At 69.0% G+C, this 15755-nt stretch carries 12 protein-coding genes and 2 tRNA genes; 8 read left to right on the forward strand and 6 right to left on the reverse strand.

The annotated features are described in order from the left end of the window. Window positions 1-16: 16 nt before the first annotated feature. The gene (locus E5679_RS10160) at window positions 17-1453 is read right to left on the reverse strand and encodes a phosphomannomutase/phosphoglucomutase (RefSeq protein ID WP_249336059.1); all 1437 of its coding nucleotides are present in this window, start codon (window positions 1451-1453) and stop codon (window positions 17-19) included. A 78-nt stretch (window positions 1454-1531) separates the two neighbouring features. On the opposite strand from E5679_RS10160, the gene E5679_RS10165 reads away from it, so the two are divergent. Next, a complete protein-coding gene (locus E5679_RS10165; protein ID WP_138415401.1) occupies window positions 1532-1960 on the forward strand; it encodes a VOC family protein in 429 nt (142 codons plus the stop codon). Window positions 1961-2032: 72 nt separating this feature from the next. Here the strand turns inward: E5679_RS10165 and E5679_RS10170 are convergent, their stop codons facing one another. After that, window positions 2033-3742: a thiamine pyrophosphate-dependent enzyme gene (locus tag E5679_RS10170; RefSeq protein WP_138415403.1), complete on the reverse strand. Its 1710-nt coding sequence runs from the start codon at window positions 3740-3742 to the stop codon at window positions 2033-2035. A 154-nt stretch (window positions 3743-3896) separates the two neighbouring features. On the opposite strand from E5679_RS10170, the gene E5679_RS10175 reads away from it, so the two are divergent. Together E5679_RS10175 and E5679_RS10180 are read left to right on the forward strand one after the other, a co-directional pair. Continuing rightward, window positions 3897-6068: a RecQ family ATP-dependent DNA helicase gene (locus tag E5679_RS10175; RefSeq protein WP_249336060.1), complete on the forward strand. Its 2172-nt coding sequence runs from the start codon at window positions 3897-3899 to the stop codon at window positions 6066-6068. Window positions 6069-6180: 112 nt separating this feature from the next. Beyond that, window positions 6181-6269: transfer RNA gene (locus E5679_RS10180), tRNA-Ser, on the forward strand. 189 nt (window positions 6270-6458) lie between these two features. On the opposite strand, the gene E5679_RS10185 is transcribed toward E5679_RS10180, so the two are convergent. Together E5679_RS10185 and E5679_RS10190 are read right to left on the reverse strand one after the other, a co-directional pair. After that, complete coding sequence (locus E5679_RS10185; protein WP_138415407.1) at window positions 6459-6851, reverse strand: VOC family protein; 393 nt, start codon at window positions 6849-6851, stop codon at window positions 6459-6461. 506 nt (window positions 6852-7357) lie between these two features. Then, the gene (locus tag E5679_RS10190; RefSeq protein WP_138415409.1) at window positions 7358-9457 is read right to left on the reverse strand and encodes a prolyl oligopeptidase family serine peptidase; all 2100 of its coding nucleotides are present in this window, start codon (window positions 9455-9457) and stop codon (window positions 7358-7360) included. Window positions 9458-9540: 83 nt separating this feature from the next. Between E5679_RS10190 and E5679_RS10195 the strand changes: the two genes are divergently transcribed. Continuing rightward, the gene (locus tag E5679_RS10195) at window positions 9541-11505 is read left to right on the forward strand and encodes an FAD/NAD(P)-binding protein (RefSeq protein WP_138415411.1); all 1965 of its coding nucleotides are present in this window, start codon (window positions 9541-9543) and stop codon (window positions 11503-11505) included. A 21-nt stretch (window positions 11506-11526) separates the two neighbouring features. Here the strand turns inward: E5679_RS10195 and E5679_RS10200 are convergent, their stop codons facing one another. Together E5679_RS10200 and E5679_RS10205 are read right to left on the reverse strand one after the other, a co-directional pair. Beyond that, complete coding sequence (locus tag E5679_RS10200) at window positions 11527-12363, reverse strand: VOC family protein (protein WP_138415413.1); 837 nt, start codon at window positions 12361-12363, stop codon at window positions 11527-11529. Window positions 12364-12514: 151 nt separating this feature from the next. Continuing rightward, window positions 12515-12602 (reverse strand) — tRNA-Ser (locus tag E5679_RS10205). A 62-nt stretch (window positions 12603-12664) separates the two neighbouring features. On the opposite strand from E5679_RS10205, the gene E5679_RS10210 reads away from it, so the two are divergent. The 4 genes from E5679_RS10210 (at window position 12665) to E5679_RS10225 (ending at window position 15717) form a co-directional block, all read left to right on the forward strand. Further along, window positions 12665-13648 (forward strand): NAD(P)H-quinone oxidoreductase, encoded by a 984-nt coding sequence (locus tag E5679_RS10210; protein ID WP_138415415.1) that lies wholly within the window; start codon window positions 12665-12667, stop codon window positions 13646-13648. A 23-nt stretch (window positions 13649-13671) separates the two neighbouring features. Then, entirely contained in the window at window positions 13672-14325 is a 654-nt protein-coding gene (locus E5679_RS10215; protein ID WP_138415417.1) for a bacterial proteasome activator family protein, read from the forward strand. A gap of 8 nt (window positions 14326-14333) precedes the next feature. Continuing rightward, window positions 14334-14774 carry a hypothetical protein gene (locus E5679_RS10220; RefSeq protein WP_249336061.1) on the forward strand — a complete coding sequence of 147 codons (441 nt, stop codon included), beginning with the start codon at window positions 14334-14336 and terminating at the stop codon, window positions 14772-14774. An 88-nt stretch (window positions 14775-14862) separates the two neighbouring features. Further along, complete coding sequence (locus E5679_RS10225) at window positions 14863-15717, forward strand: aldo/keto reductase (protein WP_138415421.1); 855 nt, start codon at window positions 14863-14865, stop codon at window positions 15715-15717. The last annotated feature ends 38 nt before the right edge of the window (window positions 15718-15755 follow it).

The following is a 15755-nucleotide window of genomic DNA, read 5'->3' on the forward strand; positions in this document are numbered from 1 at the left end:
GCGGGAGACTCGCCGCTCACGCGCGCACGATCTCGAGGACGCTGTCCCGGACCGACTCGAGGGTCTCCCGGTCCTTGGCCTCGCCGTTGAAGCGGAGGTATGGCTCGGTGTTCGAGGGGCGAAGGTTGAACCACCAAGAGCCGTCGGCTGCGGAGAAGGTGGTGCCGTCGAGCTCGTCGATCGCCACGTCCGGGCCCTCGTACGCCTCCCGCACCCGAGCGACGGCCGCAGCCTTGTCCTCGATCTCCGAGTTGATTTCGCCCGAGGAGACGTAGGGCTCATACTCGGCCCCGAGCTCGGACAGCGGACGGTCCTGCTCGCCGAGCGCCGCGAGGACGTGCATCGCCGCGAGCATGCCCGTGTCGGCGTTCCAGAAGTCGCGGAAGTAGTAGTGGGCGGAGTGCTCGCCGCCGAACACCGCGCCCTGCTCGGCCATCACGGCCTTGATGAACGAGTGGCCCACGCGCGTGCGGACGGGGCGGCCGCCGTCGTGCTCCACGAGCTCAGGGACCGCACGCGAGGTGATGAGGTTGTGGATGATGATCGGATGCGGCTCTCCGGCGGCCTTGGCCCGCGCAATCTCGCGGCGGGCCACGAGCCCGGTGATTGCCGAGGGAGAGACGGGATCGCCGTTCTCGTCGATCACGAAGCAGCGGTCGGCGTCGCCGTCGAATGCCAGGCCGATGTCCGCGCCGTGCTCGACGACGGCCTTCTGCAGGTCGCGGAGGTTCTCGGGCTCGAGCGGGTTGGCCGGGTGGTTCGGGAAGGTGCCGTCGAGTTCGAAGTACAGCGGGACGATTTCGAGGGGGAGCCCGGGCAGCAGCGTGTTCCCGAGGACCGCCGGCGTGGTCAGTCCGGCCATGCCGTTGCCCGCGTCCACCACGACCTTGAGGCGCCGGATGCCTGAGAGGTCCACGAGCTTGCGGAGGTGTGCGGCGTAATCGGCGAGGACATCGCGCTCCGTGACGGTGCCCGTCTCAGCGACGGGCGCGATCTCCCCAGCCGCAAGGTACGCCTCGGCCGCAGCCTGGACCTCCTTGAGCCCGGACTCCGAGGAGACCGGCTGGGCGCCGGGCTTCGCGAGCTTGATGCCGTTGTACTGCGCCGGGTTGTGGCTCGCGGTGAACGTGGCGCCCGCTGCGTGGAAGGCGCCGCACGCGTAGTAGAGCTCGTCCGTGGAGATGAGCCCGATCTTCTCGACATTGCCCCCGCGGGCCGCAGCGCCGCGGCTGAAGGCGTCGATGAACTCGGGGGAGGACGGGCGCATGTCGCCGCCCACGAGCACGGTCTTCCCGGCCAGACCGAGGACGTCGACGAAGGCTGCCCCCACGGCCTCGACGATCCGGGCGTCGATCGACTCACCCACGATGCCGCGCACGTCGTACGCCTTGAACGCTGCGGAGAGGTCGATCTGGGGAGCCTGGCCTGCAGGACTGCTCACGTTGCTCGTCACCCGACGATTCTACTGAAGGCGACCGACACGGTTGGCTCGGGGTTCCGCAACCCGCGCCGTGCCCGTAGCTTTACGGGCATGGACTGGACTCTCGAAGTTGTCATCCTGCCCGTCTCCGACATCGACCGTTCCATCGAGTTCTATCGGGACAAGGTCGGATTCCACCTCGACCACAACACCCAGAACGAGCACATGCACGTCGTCCAGTTCACCCCGGAGGGGTCGGGTTGTTCGATCGTGTTCGGCGACCTCCCGCCGCAGCGCGAGATGGAGCCGGGGTCGATGAAGGGCCTCCAGCTCGTCGTGGCGGATGCCGAGGCCGCTCGCGCCGAGCTCGTGGGGCGCAGCGTCGAGTGCTCGGAGCTGATGGTCTTTTCGCCCGATGACGGCGGCACGTTCTTCGGCTTCGCCGATCCGGACGGCAATACGTGGGCCGTCCAACAGATCAAGGCCCGGGCCCAGAAGCCGCTCATCCCTGTCGAGCATCGGGGCCGCTTCGGCGCGTAGCTCGCCGAGCTTCAAGGACGACGACGGCGGGCCCCTGGGTGGGAGACCCGCCGTCGTCCGTCGTCGTGCGGGTCAGTAGGCTTTGACCCGCTGTTCGACGATGAGGTGGATGAGGGCGAAAGTCCCGTCCTCGTCGATGGCGCGCAGGGCTGCCTCAAGGGCGGCGGGAACGTCGGCGTCCCGTTCGACGCGGACCCCAAAGCCGCCGAAGGCCTGGGCCATGAGCGCGAAGTCCGGGTTCTTCAGCTGGGTGCCGGAGATGCGGTGGGGGTACTGGCGCTCCTGATGGGAGCGGATGGTGCCGTACTCCTGGTTGTCCATGACGATCACGAGCGGGGTCGCCCCGTACTGGGCGGCGGTGGCGAGCTCCTGGCCGTTCATGAGGAACTCGCCGTCGCCGGCGATGGTGACGACGCGGCGGCCGGGGTTGGCGAGGGAGGCCGCGATCGCCGACGGCACGGAGTAGCCCATGGAGCCGTTGCGGGCGCTGATCATTGAGGCGTAGCGCTGGGTAGGGAAGTAGCGGTGGGCCCAGTTGGTGTGCTCGCCGGCGCCGAGGGTGACCATGGCGTCCTCGGGCAGGGTCGGGACGAGGTTGGCCATGAGGGTGTCCATCCGGGCCGGCCCGTCGGTGGGAGTGGCCGGAGGCAGCTCGGCGAACTTCTCCTGCTGCTCGCGCATCCGCTCCGTCCAGGCGGTCCATTCGGGCCGGACGGGCATGTTGATCATGACCAGGTCGCGGACGAACACGTCAGGCTTGGCCACGATCTGATAGGAGACCGGGCCGGAGCGCCCGCGCAGGGACGGGTCGATGGTGACCAGGAAGTTCTTCTTCGCCCAGTCCTGGCGGACGAGGAAGCCGTCGGTGATCACGTCCCCGGGGACGGTGCCGACGAAGATCAGCAGGTCCGTCTCCTCGAGCAGGTTGTAGGTGGGCTTGGGGCGGCCGTAGCCGATGGGGCCCACGTAGGAGGGGGAGTCGAAGGGGATGGTGCCCTCGCAGCGCCATTCGGCGGCGGCGGGGATGTTGTGCTCCTCGAGCCAGTTGGTCAGCGCGGTCGCGCCCTCCTGGGTCCAGTCGTTGCCGCCGACGACGAAGAGCGGCTTCTCCGCGGCCAGCAGCGCGGACTTGAGGGCCTTCCAGTCGGTGACGGTCATCCCGCCGGTCGCGACGGGGATCTTCGGGTGGATCGTGGCGTCGATCTCCTGCTGGATGACGTCCTCCGGGAGCCCGACGACCACGGGCCCGGGCCGGCCGTTCATGGCGGCGAACATCGCCTCGGCGACGATCTCGGAGGCCCGCTCGGCGTGGTCCAGGACCATCACGCGCTTGGCGCCGGTGTCGAACCAGGACTTGATGTCGAACTCCTGGAACGCCTCGCGGTCGCGGTGGGCGAAGGGGATCAGGCCCACGAACAAGACCATCGGCGTGGAGTCCTGCCACGCCGTGTGCAAGCCGACGTGGGCGTTGGCGGCGCCGGGGCCGCGGGTGACCATTGCGATGCCGGGGAGCTGGTTCATCTTCCCGTCGGCCTCGGCCATGTACGCTGCGCCGCCCTCGTGCCGGCACACGATGGTCTCGATCGGCGAATCGTGCAGCCCGTCCAGCACATCCAGGAACGACTCGCCCGGCACCACGTATGAGCGCGTTACGCCGTGGGCCACGAGCGAATCCACGATCACATGCCCGGCCGACTTGCGGGCGGCGGCCGGACTCGTGGACTGGGGCAGGTTCGATTCGGAAGGGCTTGATTCGGACAGGGGCGGCGCCGTTGCCGTCATGGAGATTCCTTCTGTTGGCACTGAGGATTTTGGCAGGTGTGGTTTTACGGTATCGGCCCCAGAGGCCAAGCGGCAGAGATAAGTGTCGGACGTCACGGGGATACTGGGAGGCATGGTCCGGAACCCCAGATTGAGCAGCCCCGAGCTGGACTCTGTGACAAATTCTGACGTCGCTCAGTATGGTCGCGATGATGAGCGAGATCTCCGCGGAGCAGCCCTCGAGGTCCTGCGCCGTCTTGTCGGCCGCGCCGACGCCGACTTCCATGCCGGGCAGTTCGAGGCGATCGAAGCGCTCGTGGAGCACCGCCGTCGTACGCTCGTCGTGCAGCGCACGGGGTGGGGGAAATCCGCGGTGTACTTCGTCGCGTCGCTCCTCCTGAGGGCACGGGGGGCCGGTCCCACGCTCATCGTCTCGCCGCTGCTCGCCCTCATGCGGGACCAGGTTGAGGCAGCAGCGCGCGCCGGGGTTCGCGCCGTCGCCATCAACTCCGCCAACCGGCTCGAATGGGACGAGGTCCACGCCGCGCTCGCGGCGGATGCGGCCGACGTCGTCCTCATCTCGCCCGAACGCCTCACCAACCCCGGGTTCCGCGAGGAGCATCTGCCCGAGCTGCTGGCGCGGACGGGCCTGCTCGTGATCGACGAGGCGCACTGCATCTCCGACTGGGGCCACGACTTCCGTCCTGACTACCGCCGCATCGCCGCCCTCATCGACGAGCTGCCGCCGACCGTCCCGGTGCTGGCGACGACGGCGACGGCCAACGCGCGCGTCGTCGCCGACGTCGAGGAGCAGCTCGGGACGGACGTGCTCACCCTGCGCGGGCCCCTCGGCCGGGACTCCCTCCGCTTGGGCGTGCTGCAGTTGCCCGACTCGCGCTCCCGCCTCGCCTGGCTCCTCGAGCATCTGGGCGACCTGCCGGGGAGCGGCATCATCTACACCCTCACGGTTTCCGCGGCGGAGGACACAGCGCGGCTGCTGTCCGAGGCGGGGTACCGCGTTCTCGCCTATACCGGAAAGACCGACACGGGCGAGCGGGAGGAGGCCGAGCGCCTCCTGAAGGACAACGAGGTCAAGGCTCTCGTGGCCACCTCGGCGCTGGGGATGGGGTTCGACAAGCCGGACCTCGGCTTCGTGGTGCATCTGGGGGCGCCGTCGTCGCCGGTGGCGTACTACCAGCAGGTCGGGCGCGCAGGCCGCGGGGCAGCCCATGCCGACGTCCTGCTTCTTCCCGGCGCCGAGGACCGCGAGATCTGGCGGTACTTCGCGACCGCGTCGATGCCCGACCGTGGCAAGGCCCACGCCGTCCTCGACGCCCTCGCCGCTGCTGGCGGACCACTCTCCACCGTTGCCCTCGAGGCGCAAGTCGAGCTCCGACGCACGCAGCTGGACCTGCTGCTCAAGGTGCTCGCCGTCGACGGTGCGGTCGAGCGAGTGGGCGGCGGCTGGCGTCCGACGGGCGCACCCTGGAAATACGACGACGAGCGGTACCGCCGCATTGCCACGGCCCGCGACGCGGAGCAGCGCGCGATGGTCGCGTACGAGGAGACGTCGGGTTGCCGAATGGAATTCGTCACGGCACAGCTGGACGATCCGACGGCGGCTCCCTGCGGCCGGTGCGACAACTGCGCCGGGCGATGGTTCCCCGCCGCCGTCGACCCTGCGCTGCTCGAGCGCGCCGGCGAGCAGCTCCAGCACGCGGGCGTTCCGATCGAGCCACGCGCGCAGTGGCCAAGCGGTATGGACAAGCTCGGGGTTCCCGCCAAGGGGCGGATCCCGGCCGGCGAGCAGCTTTCGGAGGGGCGCGCCCTGGCTCGTCTGACGGATCTCGGGTACGGGGGCGCGCTTCGCGAGCTGTTCGCCCCGGCCGCCTCCGATGGTGAGGTGCCCGCTGGGTTGCGGCCCGCCGTCGTCGATCTGCTCGCGGGGTGGGCTCGCGGGGATGCTGCGGCCGGTGCCTGGAGCGGCGTAGGGAGGCCAGCCGGCGTTGTCGCGATGCCCTCGGCCACGCGGCCGCGGCTCGTGGATTCGCTGGCGCGCGGGATCGCCGAGGTCGGGCGGCTCCCGTATCTTGGCGCGCTCTCGCGGACTCCGGCCGCGCGCGCCGGTCAGGCGGGCGGCAACTCAGCCTTCCGGCTCGCGTCAGTGTGGTCCGCGTTCGACGTCGGCCCGGAGCTGCGGGCGGCCCTCGCCCCGCTCGATGGGGCGCCCGTGCTCCTCGTGGACGACCTCGTCGACAGCCGATGGTCGCTGACCGTGGCCGGGAGACTCCTGCGTCTCGCGGGCTCCGGGCCGGTGCTGCCCCTGGCGCTGGGGCAAGCCGGCTAGCGCGCCCCACGGTTGCGCCCCCCACCGTTGCGCCGTCACGTCCGCAGGGTGTTCGGCCCGCTTTGCGTCCGTCCGGTCGTTCTAGGTACGCTTGGGGAGCTAGCGATAGCAAGGAGACGTGCCAGAGCGGCCGAATGGACTTCACTGCTAATGAAGGGTCCGGGGAAACTTGGACCGGGGGTTCAAATCCCCCCGTCTCCGCGGCGTGAACGCCCCCAGTCTTCGGACCGGGGGCGTTCTGTTTTTCTCTGGCCTTTCTCAGATCGCGCAGGCGTCAGCCTTCGCGGATGAGTTCACCTGTCGCCGAGAAGTACCCTTCTTTCCGGGATGCAGTTCGCCTATCGCAGGGAAGTTCACGGCACGTGAACTTGGGTGCGAGACGTGAACCACCTAGGTGAACTGGACGAGGCCCAGCAGGTTGCCCTCGCTGTCTTTCAGCCACGCGGCTCGTCGACCGGGGAGGTCCACGATGCCGCCCACGGACTTCAGCCCGGGAATGTCGTATTCCTCGAATTCCACTCCCCGCGCCCGCAGCTCGGCCGCGGTGGCGTCGAGGTCTTCGATGCGGAACCCGATCTGCGTGAATTCTCCGGTCGGTTTGCCTGCGGTCTCGAACACGAAGAATTGGCTTCCACCGGCCATCTCGTACAGGAGACCGCCGTTCGTTTCTTCGATCGGTTCGAGTCCGAGTTTGTCGCAGTAGAAGGCCCGGGCTCGGTCGAGATCCTGGGCGGGCAAGGTGGTGTGAACCGAGGCTGCACCGAGCCTCGTGCTGTGTCCCATGGGGATCGCTTCCTTCGGCTAACCTCGAGCGGAACCTCCCCACAGCAGGCTAGGCCGCTGCACGCAGGGCGGCAACGGCCTAGATCGCTGAAGCCGCCTCGCTCAGTCCGAAAGCCACACGATCCAGCCGACCGTGTTGGTGAAGCGCTCCCCCTCGAGAGAAGGGTCGGCATAGTACTGGGCGAAGATACCCAAAGTCGCTTCTCCCGATATTCCCAGCGCCGAGCAATCGAACGAATATCGACGAAACCTCCAGCGCAGCGGGAGCCGCCACCGACGAAAGCTCGAGTGACAGTCGTTTGCCGCAAGCGATGGACCCGAACTTTGACGGGTCCTGAGAATTGTCGATCGCGAATGCGGGGAGTCCCGGAGCCTTCCAGTCCACGGCGGTGTGCGGAATCAGTGACGGTCCGATTCTCAAGGCAGGTGGGGCTGCGTCTGCGCCCGGATGCTCATTCAGTTCCACTTGTGATTCCACCTCGGTCGGTTCGATTCGGACCTGACCCCTACGTGGTCAGCGCCCGCCACAGGAAGGTCTGACTCCTGGCCTGGAGCGACGCCGCCTGCCGGTTGTCGGACGCCCCGGCGTGACCGCCCTCAAGGGCCTCGTGGTACCAGACGTTCGGGATGCCCATGGCGAGCATGCGCGCTGCCATTTTCCGCGCCTGCACGGGGCCGACTCGGTCGTCAGACGTCGCGGTCCAGATGAACGTGTCGGGGTAGTCGACGCCGTCTCGCAGCAGGTGATACGGCGAGAACGACTTGATGTACCGCCATTGCTCGGGCACGTCGGGGTCGCCGTACTCGGCGATCCAGGAGGTCCCGGCGGAGAGCTTCGTGTACCGGCGCATATCGAGCAGCGGGACGCCGCACGAGATCGCGCCGAACAGTTCCGGATACGTCACCAGCATGTTCCCGACGAGGAGGCCGCCGTTCGAGCCGCCGGTGCATCCGAGGTGCTCGGGCGAGGTCACGTCCCGGCGGATGAGGTCGCGGGCGACCGCGGCGAAGTCCTCGTACGCGCGGTGCCGGTTCTCCTTGAGCGCCGCCTGGTGCCATGTGGGACCGTACTCGCCGCCGCCGCGGATGTTCGCGACCACGTAGACGCCCCCGCGCTCGAGCCATGACCGCCCGGTGACGCCGCTGTACGCCGGCGTGCGCGAGACCTCGAAGCCGCCGTACCCGCTCAGCTGTGTGGGATTCCCGCCGTCCAGCTCGAGGTCCTTGGGACCGATCTGGAAGTACGGAACCCGAGTACCGTCGTCGGACGTCGCAAAGTGCTGCTCGACGCTGAAGCGGCTTTCATCGAAGAACGACGGCGCCCGCTTGACGGGGGCGGATCCTTCGCCGATCCTGCCGCGCAGCACGGTGGTCGGAGTGAGGAACCCGGACGCGATGAGCCAGTAGTCATCGCCCGCGTCGGGGTCCTCGTCGTCGACCGCGTAGCTCTCCACAGTGTGGAGGGGCGGGCAGGCATCGAGCTCGGCGGCGACCCATTCGTCCGGACCATCTGGAGCGGGTGGCGTGAGCACGCGGATGTCCGAGGACACGTCGCGGAGCAGATTCACGAGGAGATAGTTCTTGGTCCAGCTCCAGGACTGAAGCGAGCTGTGCTCATCGGGCGCGAACAGCAGAGTGAGGTCGCGCGAACCGCCCATGAAGGCCTCGAAGTCGGCGGCGAGGAGGGAACCGGCCCGGTGCAGAGTGCCGTCGAGGTCCCAGTCCCGCTGGGGTCGGAAGAGGAGCCATTCGCGGTGCAGGTCGATATCCACGTCGGTCGGCACGGGAATCTGCTGCCACTGCCCGCCCCGCCAGACCGAGTGCTGAACGTCGAAGAAGCTGATGCGGTCGCTCGCGAGAAGCCGCTCGAAACCGGGGGTGTCGTCGAAGCCCGCGCTGGCCATGAGGTGGTCCACCGGGACCTCGAAGATCACCTCGGCGTCCTCGAGCGCGGTCCCGCGCGGCAGCTTCCGCACGATCCGTGGATAGGACGATGACGTGACGGCGTCCTCTCCGAGGGTCGAGGAAATGATCAGGGTGTCCGCGTCGAGCCAGTCCGCGCCACCCTTGGCGGTCGGGAGCATGAAGCCGCCGTCCTCCGGCGCGATGAAGGCGCGGTCTTCGACGTCGTACTCGCGCAGCGTCGCCGCATCCCCGCCATCGGGGGAGAGCCGCACCATGCAGCGACGCCAAGACTTGCCGTCGGCGGGGCGAAGGAAACCTGCGCCGCCCCAGACCCACTCGACGCCTTCCTCGGCGGCGAGGGCATCGACGTCGAGCACGATCTCCCACTCTGGCGAGTCGGTCACATAGCTCTCCCAGCGGGTGCGCCGCCAGAGGCCCTTGGGGTTCGCGGCATCGCGCCAGAAGTTGTAATACCAATCACCGCGCTTGGTGACCATCGGAATGCGGTCCTGCGAATCCATGACCTCGAGGATCCGCGATTCGAGCTCGGGGTAGTCGCCGGTTTCCAGCAGCTCTTCGGTTCGGGCATTCTGCTCGCGTACCCATTCGAGCTGTGCTTCGCCGCGAATGTCCTCGAGCCAGAGATTCTCGTCCACCGGCTCGTCGGGGACATGAGTGAGGGTCTGCGCGGCGTCCGTCATGGGCTCATCCTCGCATCCAGCACTGACAACCGCATCCGGCGCACGCAGCCCGTCAAGCACGGGCGTCCCGTTAAGCTCGAAAGATGACTTCACGAGGAAGACGCGGCGTGCTGCGCGTCGCGGTGGTGGGCGGCGGGCCCCGCGGTGCCTCCGCCGTCGAGCGCCTCCTCGCGAATTGGGCTGCCCTCGGAGACCGTGGCGATCCGCGGGAACTCGAGATCACGGTGTTCGATCCGTTCGAGCCGGGGCCGGGCAAGGTCTGGCGCACCGCGCAGCCGCGCGAATTCCTCATGAACACGCCGAGCTGCTACCCCACCCTCATCCCCTCCGAGCCGGGGCTCGCAACGCCCCGTGCCGGCGGAAGCTTCGACGAATGGCGGGCGAAGCGCCAGCGCGAGCTCGACCAGGGACGCCCCGCAGGGCTCTCCCACGAGGAGTGTTCCGAGCTCGCCGTGCTCGGCTCCTCCGATTTCCCGCCCCGCGCCCTGTACGGGCGGTATCTCGCCGAGACGTTCGCCGACGTGCTCGGAGCGACGCCCGCGGGATGCCGCGTGACCCACGTCGGCGCCGAAGTCACCCGCCTCGGCCGAACCCCGCATGGCTGGGCCGTCACCACCGGCGACGGCCGCGCGCGGGAGGCCGACGCCGTCGTCCTCGCGGTGGGCCACGTGCCCGCCCGGCTCAGCCAGACCCAGCGCGAGCTCGCAGACGCCGCCGCGAGGCTCGGGCTGACCTACCTCCCGCCGGCCGCGCCAGCCGACGTCGACTGGGACGTCCTGCCGAGCGGGCAGACGGTCCTGGTCCGAGGGATGGGGTTGAACTTCTTCGACGTCATGGTCCGGCTGACCGAGGGCCGCGGAGGACGGTTCAAGGAGGGGCCAAACGGCGTGGTCGAGTACCTTCCCTCGGGACGCGAACCGCGGCTGGTCGCCGCCTCGCGCCGCGGCGTGCCGTATCGCGGCAAGGCGGAGCTGCCCGGCTACTACGCCGCCGGCGTGCGTCTGCGGTGGCTCACGCGCGCTGCCGCCCTCGCTCTTCGCACGGCCGGGGTCACGCCGTCGTTCGACACCGACCTCTGGCCGCTCCTCCACCGAGACACCCTCTGGGCGTACTACTCCACACTTGCCCGGACCGCTCCCGAGGCGCTGCCCCCAGGGTTCGTCGAGGAACTCGACGCGGCGCTGTCGGTGACGGATCCGACGTGGGAGGAGATGGCCGACAAGGTCGTCTCCGCCTCGGTTCCCGCCCGGCATCGGCTCGACCTGCGCGGGCTCGGGGCGCCCCTCGGCGGGCGGCACTTCAAGCATCGCGCTGCCCTCGACGCGGACATCCTCGCTTATCTAGACGCTGACGCCGCCAGCTCGGCGCGCGGCGAGGATGACCCCCTCAAGATGGCCATCGCCGCGCTTCACCGCGGCCGGGCGGTGCTCAAGGAGGCAGTGGCCGACGGCGGCATCACCGAGGAGTCGTGGGTCGCCGGGCTGCGGGGCTGGTTCGAGGGGCTCGTCGAAGGCCTCGCGAGCGGGCCGCCGCCTCTTCGCATCCGGCAGCTCGCGGCCCTCATCCGGGCTGGGATCGTCGGCACGGTGGGACCGGAGCCGCGCTTTCGGGTGGACCGCGGCGCGGGCTGCTTCGTCGCCGAGTCGCCGTGGGTCCAGGGGCCGCCCGTGTACGCGGCGGCCCTCGTCGAGGCGCTCGCGCCGGCGAACGTCGTGGCTGCGGCGGATTCTCCGCTGCTTGAGGGCCTCCTCGCCGATGGCCTAGCGCGCCCCAAATACCTCGCCGGCGCCGACGGCGTGCCGCGCCCCGCGAGCGGGCTCGACGTCACCGCGCCGCCATACCGGCCGCTCGACGTCAACGGTCACCCCGTCACCGGTCTCTACGTCCTCGGGCTGCAGCTCTCCGCCGTCCAGTGGGGGACCGCGATCGCCGCCGAGGCGCACCCCTTCGCCGAGCCCGGGGAAGCGGCCGACGGCGCCCCCTACCCGAGCGCCCAGCGCACCCTTCGGGACGCGGACGCCGTGGCCCGTTCGATCCTCGGGCTCTGAGCGGGGCTGCCCCGACGCGCCTTACGGGATCGGCTGGACGCCGCCCGCAGTTTCGGTGCCGTTCCCGTCGGACGGTTGGCCCTGAGCAAGGTCCTGGTGGATGAGGAACACGGCGCCCATGGGGTCCGTGACTGTCGCGATGCGCCCGAACGGAGTGTCCTCGGCCGCCCGGACAACCTGGCCGCCGAGCCGCTGAACGGCCTCGACGGCGCGATCCGCGTTCTCCACTCCCCAGTAGATCTGCCAGTTCGACGGGATGCCCTCGGGCAGGAAGGAGTTCGCGTCCATGATCCCGGCCTTCGCCTCGGCACCTGAGCCGAGTGTCGTGTAGCGGAACTCGGGGGTGTCGCTCATGGTCTCGGTCTCCCAGCCGAGCGCCTCCTCGTAGAACTTCACAGTCTGCGGATAGGCGCGGGACATGACCTCGAACCATACCGGCGACCCGGGCTCCGCGAGCTTCCCGAAACCCGTATGACGCGTGGGCTGCCAGCTGCCGAATGCGGCACCGCCAGCGTCGCCGAACACGGCCATGTGGCCCTGCTCGGGGACCCCCATGGGAGGCATGAACACCTGGCCTCCGGACTCCTGGACCTTCATCGCGGTCCGCTGGATGTCATCCGTCTTCAGGTACACCGTCCAGGCGTCCGGCATGGCATCCTGCTCGGGGTCCTTCGGCATCAGGCCGGCCACCTGCTCGCCGTCCTTGAAGGCCGTGGTGTACCCGCCGTACTTCTCCTCGTCGCCGCCCTCGAAGGTCCAGCCGAAGAGCTCGCCGTAGAAGGCCTTCGCCTTCTCGAGATCGCTCGTCATGAGGTCGGCCCAGCAGGGTGCGCCAACGGTCAGCTCGGGCTTGGGCATAGCTGCTCCTCAGGTCGGTTGGTCTTCCTCGTGGTGTTCCCTCCCGACGCTATTAGCGCCCACCGACACTTTCAAGGCTGAGCCGCCGACCGCCGTCGTCCGCTCCGTGCAACGAAAAAACGCCCCGGTCCGAAGACCGGGGCGCTCACAGCGGAAGGTAAGGGATTTGAACCCTTGGTACGGGGTTACCGCACACTGGTTTTCAAGACCAGCTCCATCGGCCGCTCGGACAACCTTCCTTGTGACTAGTAGTGTTTCATAGGCAGCAGACCTGACGAAACTTCGGGAGGAGCCCCCCAGCATGAAGGCCGTCTACATCGTGGATCCCGGCGGCCCCGAAGCCCTGCAGGTCCGCGAGGTCGAGGACCCCGTGCCGGGGCCGGGAGAGGTGCTCATCGACGTTGTCGCGGCCGGGATCAATCGGGCGGACGTGCAGCAGCGGCGCGGCTTCTACCCACCGCCTCCCGGCGCCTCGGAAGTGCCGGGGCTCGAGGTCTCCGGCCGCATCTCGGGGTTCGGGCCCGACGTCGTCAAGCCCTTCGCGGCTGGCGACAAGGTGGTCGCGCTCCTGGCAGGCGGAGGCTACGCGCAGAAGGTCGCGGTGCCGGCGGAGCAGGTGCTCCGCGTCCCCGAGGGCGTTGACCTCGTGACCGCGGCGAGCCTCCCCGAGACAGCGGCAACGGTGTACTCGAACCTGTTCATGACTGCGCAGCTGCAGCCCGGCGAACTCGTGCTCGTCCACGGCGCCACCGGCGGGATCGGCACCATGGCCGTTCAGATGGCGAAGGCCTTCGGCGCGCGCGTGGCCGCGACGGCGGGCACCGAGGAGAAGGTGAGCACGGCGCGGGCCTTCCTCGGCGTGGACATCGCCATCAACTATCGGGAGCAGGACTTCGTCGAGGCCGTGCGGGATGCCTCCGGTGGGCGGGGAGCGGACGTGATCCTCGACGTCGTCGGGGCGAAGTACCTCGACAAGAACGTCGAGGCGCTCGCCCCCTATGGGCGCCTCGTGATCATCGGCCTGCAAGGCGGTGCGAAGGGGGAGCTCAACATCGGGCTTCTGCTGAACAAGCGCGCTGCCATCATCGGAACAGCGCTCCGCCCCCGGCCTGTGGAGGAGAAAGGTGTGATCATGTCCGCGGTGCGCGAGCATGTGTGGCCGCTCGTGACGGATGGCAGCATCAAGGCGCTCGTGGACCGCACGTTCCCGCTCGCGGAGGTGCAGAAGGCCCACGAATACTTCGACTCGGGCGAGCATGTGGGCAAGGTCCTGCTGACCATGTGAGACCCCGTGAGAGGATGAACAGCATGAGCGAAGCGCACTCAAGCACTGCGCCCGATGGGGATGGCGCCGGACACGACGAGCCCTTCGTGGGAACGGCCATCGACGGCGCGGACGCCGCGGGCTCCGAGGCGGACGGGCCGGCTCACCGGGAAGAGCACCAGGAGCACCCCCGCCGGGCGTCCCTTCAGGAACTCGTCGACGAGCCGGCGAAGGTCATGCGGATCGGCACGATGATCCGTCAGCTCCTTGAGGAGGTGAAGGGCGCCCCGCTGGATGAGGCGGCCCGGAACCGGCTCGCCGAGATCCACGAGCGCTCCATCGCCGAGCTCGAGGAGGGCCTCGCCCCCGAACTCGTGGATGAGCTGCACCGAATTTCGCTTCCCTTCTCGGACGAAGGGGTGCCCTCGGAGTCGGAGCTCCGCGTCGCACAGGCCCAGCTCGTGGGATGGCTCGAGGGGCTATTCCACGGGATCCAGACCGCCATCGCGGCCCAGCAGGCCGCTCACCAGCTTGCGGCCGCGCAGGTCCAGCTTCGGCAGCTTCCTCCGGGGACAATGATCGCTCCCGGCGTGGTGATCGGCGAGAACGGCGAACCCCAGAGGGCTGCCGGCCCCGGTCTCCAGCCGCGCGCCCACGCGCCCGGGGAACCCGACCACGGCCCCGGGCAGTACCTCTGACTATGCCGGTGGGACTCCTCGACAACGTCCTGCGGGGGCGCCGCGACGACGCTGAGCTCGGCAAGGGGCTGTGGCGCCGCGCCCATGACCGTTTCCAGCGCGGCCTCGACCGGTATCACCAGGTCCTCGAAGGAGTCGAGGACGACGCTCTGTACTCCGAGCTCGTGGTGATCGCCGACGCGCTGGCAGAGCTTCTCCCTCGGGTCCGAGCCGTATGCGTGGAGTGTCAGCGGCTCGCCCCGAGCGAGGGCTTCGACGTTCCCGGCGACTTCGCAGGGGTCCACCGCGCGCTGTCCAAGGCTGGGAATGCGTTGGCGACGACGGCGGAGGCGGCCGCGATGCTGAGCCTCGCCGTGGGACCCGTTCCCGTGGGCGCGCTGTCCGTGCAGCGCCGGGCGGCCACGGTCCTTGAGCAGGTGGAGGCCGCCGAGGAGTCCGTTCCCCGCTAGTTATTCCCGATTTCGCGTTGGGCGAAGACGGACGGAAACATCTGACAACTCGCTGAATGCGGGCATGCCGGGGTGGAAGGATGGGCGCATGACTTCTACCAATTCCCTGACTTCCCCTGTGCTCACTTTCCACGACGGCCTGAAGATCCCGCAGCTCGGCTACGGTGTCTGGCAGGTCGAGGATGAGGTCGCCGAGCGCGTGGTCGGCGAGGCGTTCGAGGTCGGCTACCGCCACATCGACACCGCTGCGATCTACGGCAACGAGGCTGGCGTGGGACGCGCCATCGCCTCCTCCGGCCTCGCCCGCGAGGACCTCTTCATCACCACCAAGCTCTGGAACGCGGACCAGGGCGTTGGCAAGGTAGCGCCCGCCTTCGAGGCCTCGCTCGACAAGCTCGGCCTCGACTACGTGGACCTTTACCTCATTCACTGGCTCCAGCCGAAGCGCGGCCTGTACGTCGAGACGTGGGAGGAGCTCGTGAAGCTCCAGACCTCGGGGCGCGTCCGTTCCATCGGCGTCTCGAACTTCACCGTTGAGGCGATCCAGGAGATCGAGCGCGAGACCGGCGTGCTGCCCGTGATCAACCAGGTCGAGACGCACCCGTACTTCCCGCAGGCCGAGCTGCGCGCGTTCGAGTCCTCGAGCGGGATCCTCCACGAGTCGTGGTCGCCGCTGGGACAGGGCAAGGACCTCCTCGAGGATCCGGCGCTCAAGGCGATCGCCGACAAGCATGGCGTCTCCGTCCCGCAGGTCGTCATCGCGTGGCATCTCGCGCTCGGCAATGTGGTCATCCCGAAGTCGGTGACGAAGGAGCGCATCGCGCAGAACTGGGCCTCGCTCGGCGTGAGCCTCGATTCCGAGGACCTCGCCGCGATCGCGCAGCTCGACAAGGGCGCCGCCGGTCGCATCGGGGCGGACCCCGCTGTGAGCGATTTCGCCTGAGCCAAAGGCTCGCACCGTCGTCGGCCTCTCCCGGGGTC

Source organism: Sinomonas gamaensis (assembly GCF_005876955.1).
GTDB classification, from domain to species: Bacteria; Actinomycetota; Actinomycetes; order Actinomycetales; family Micrococcaceae; genus Sinomonas; species Sinomonas gamaensis.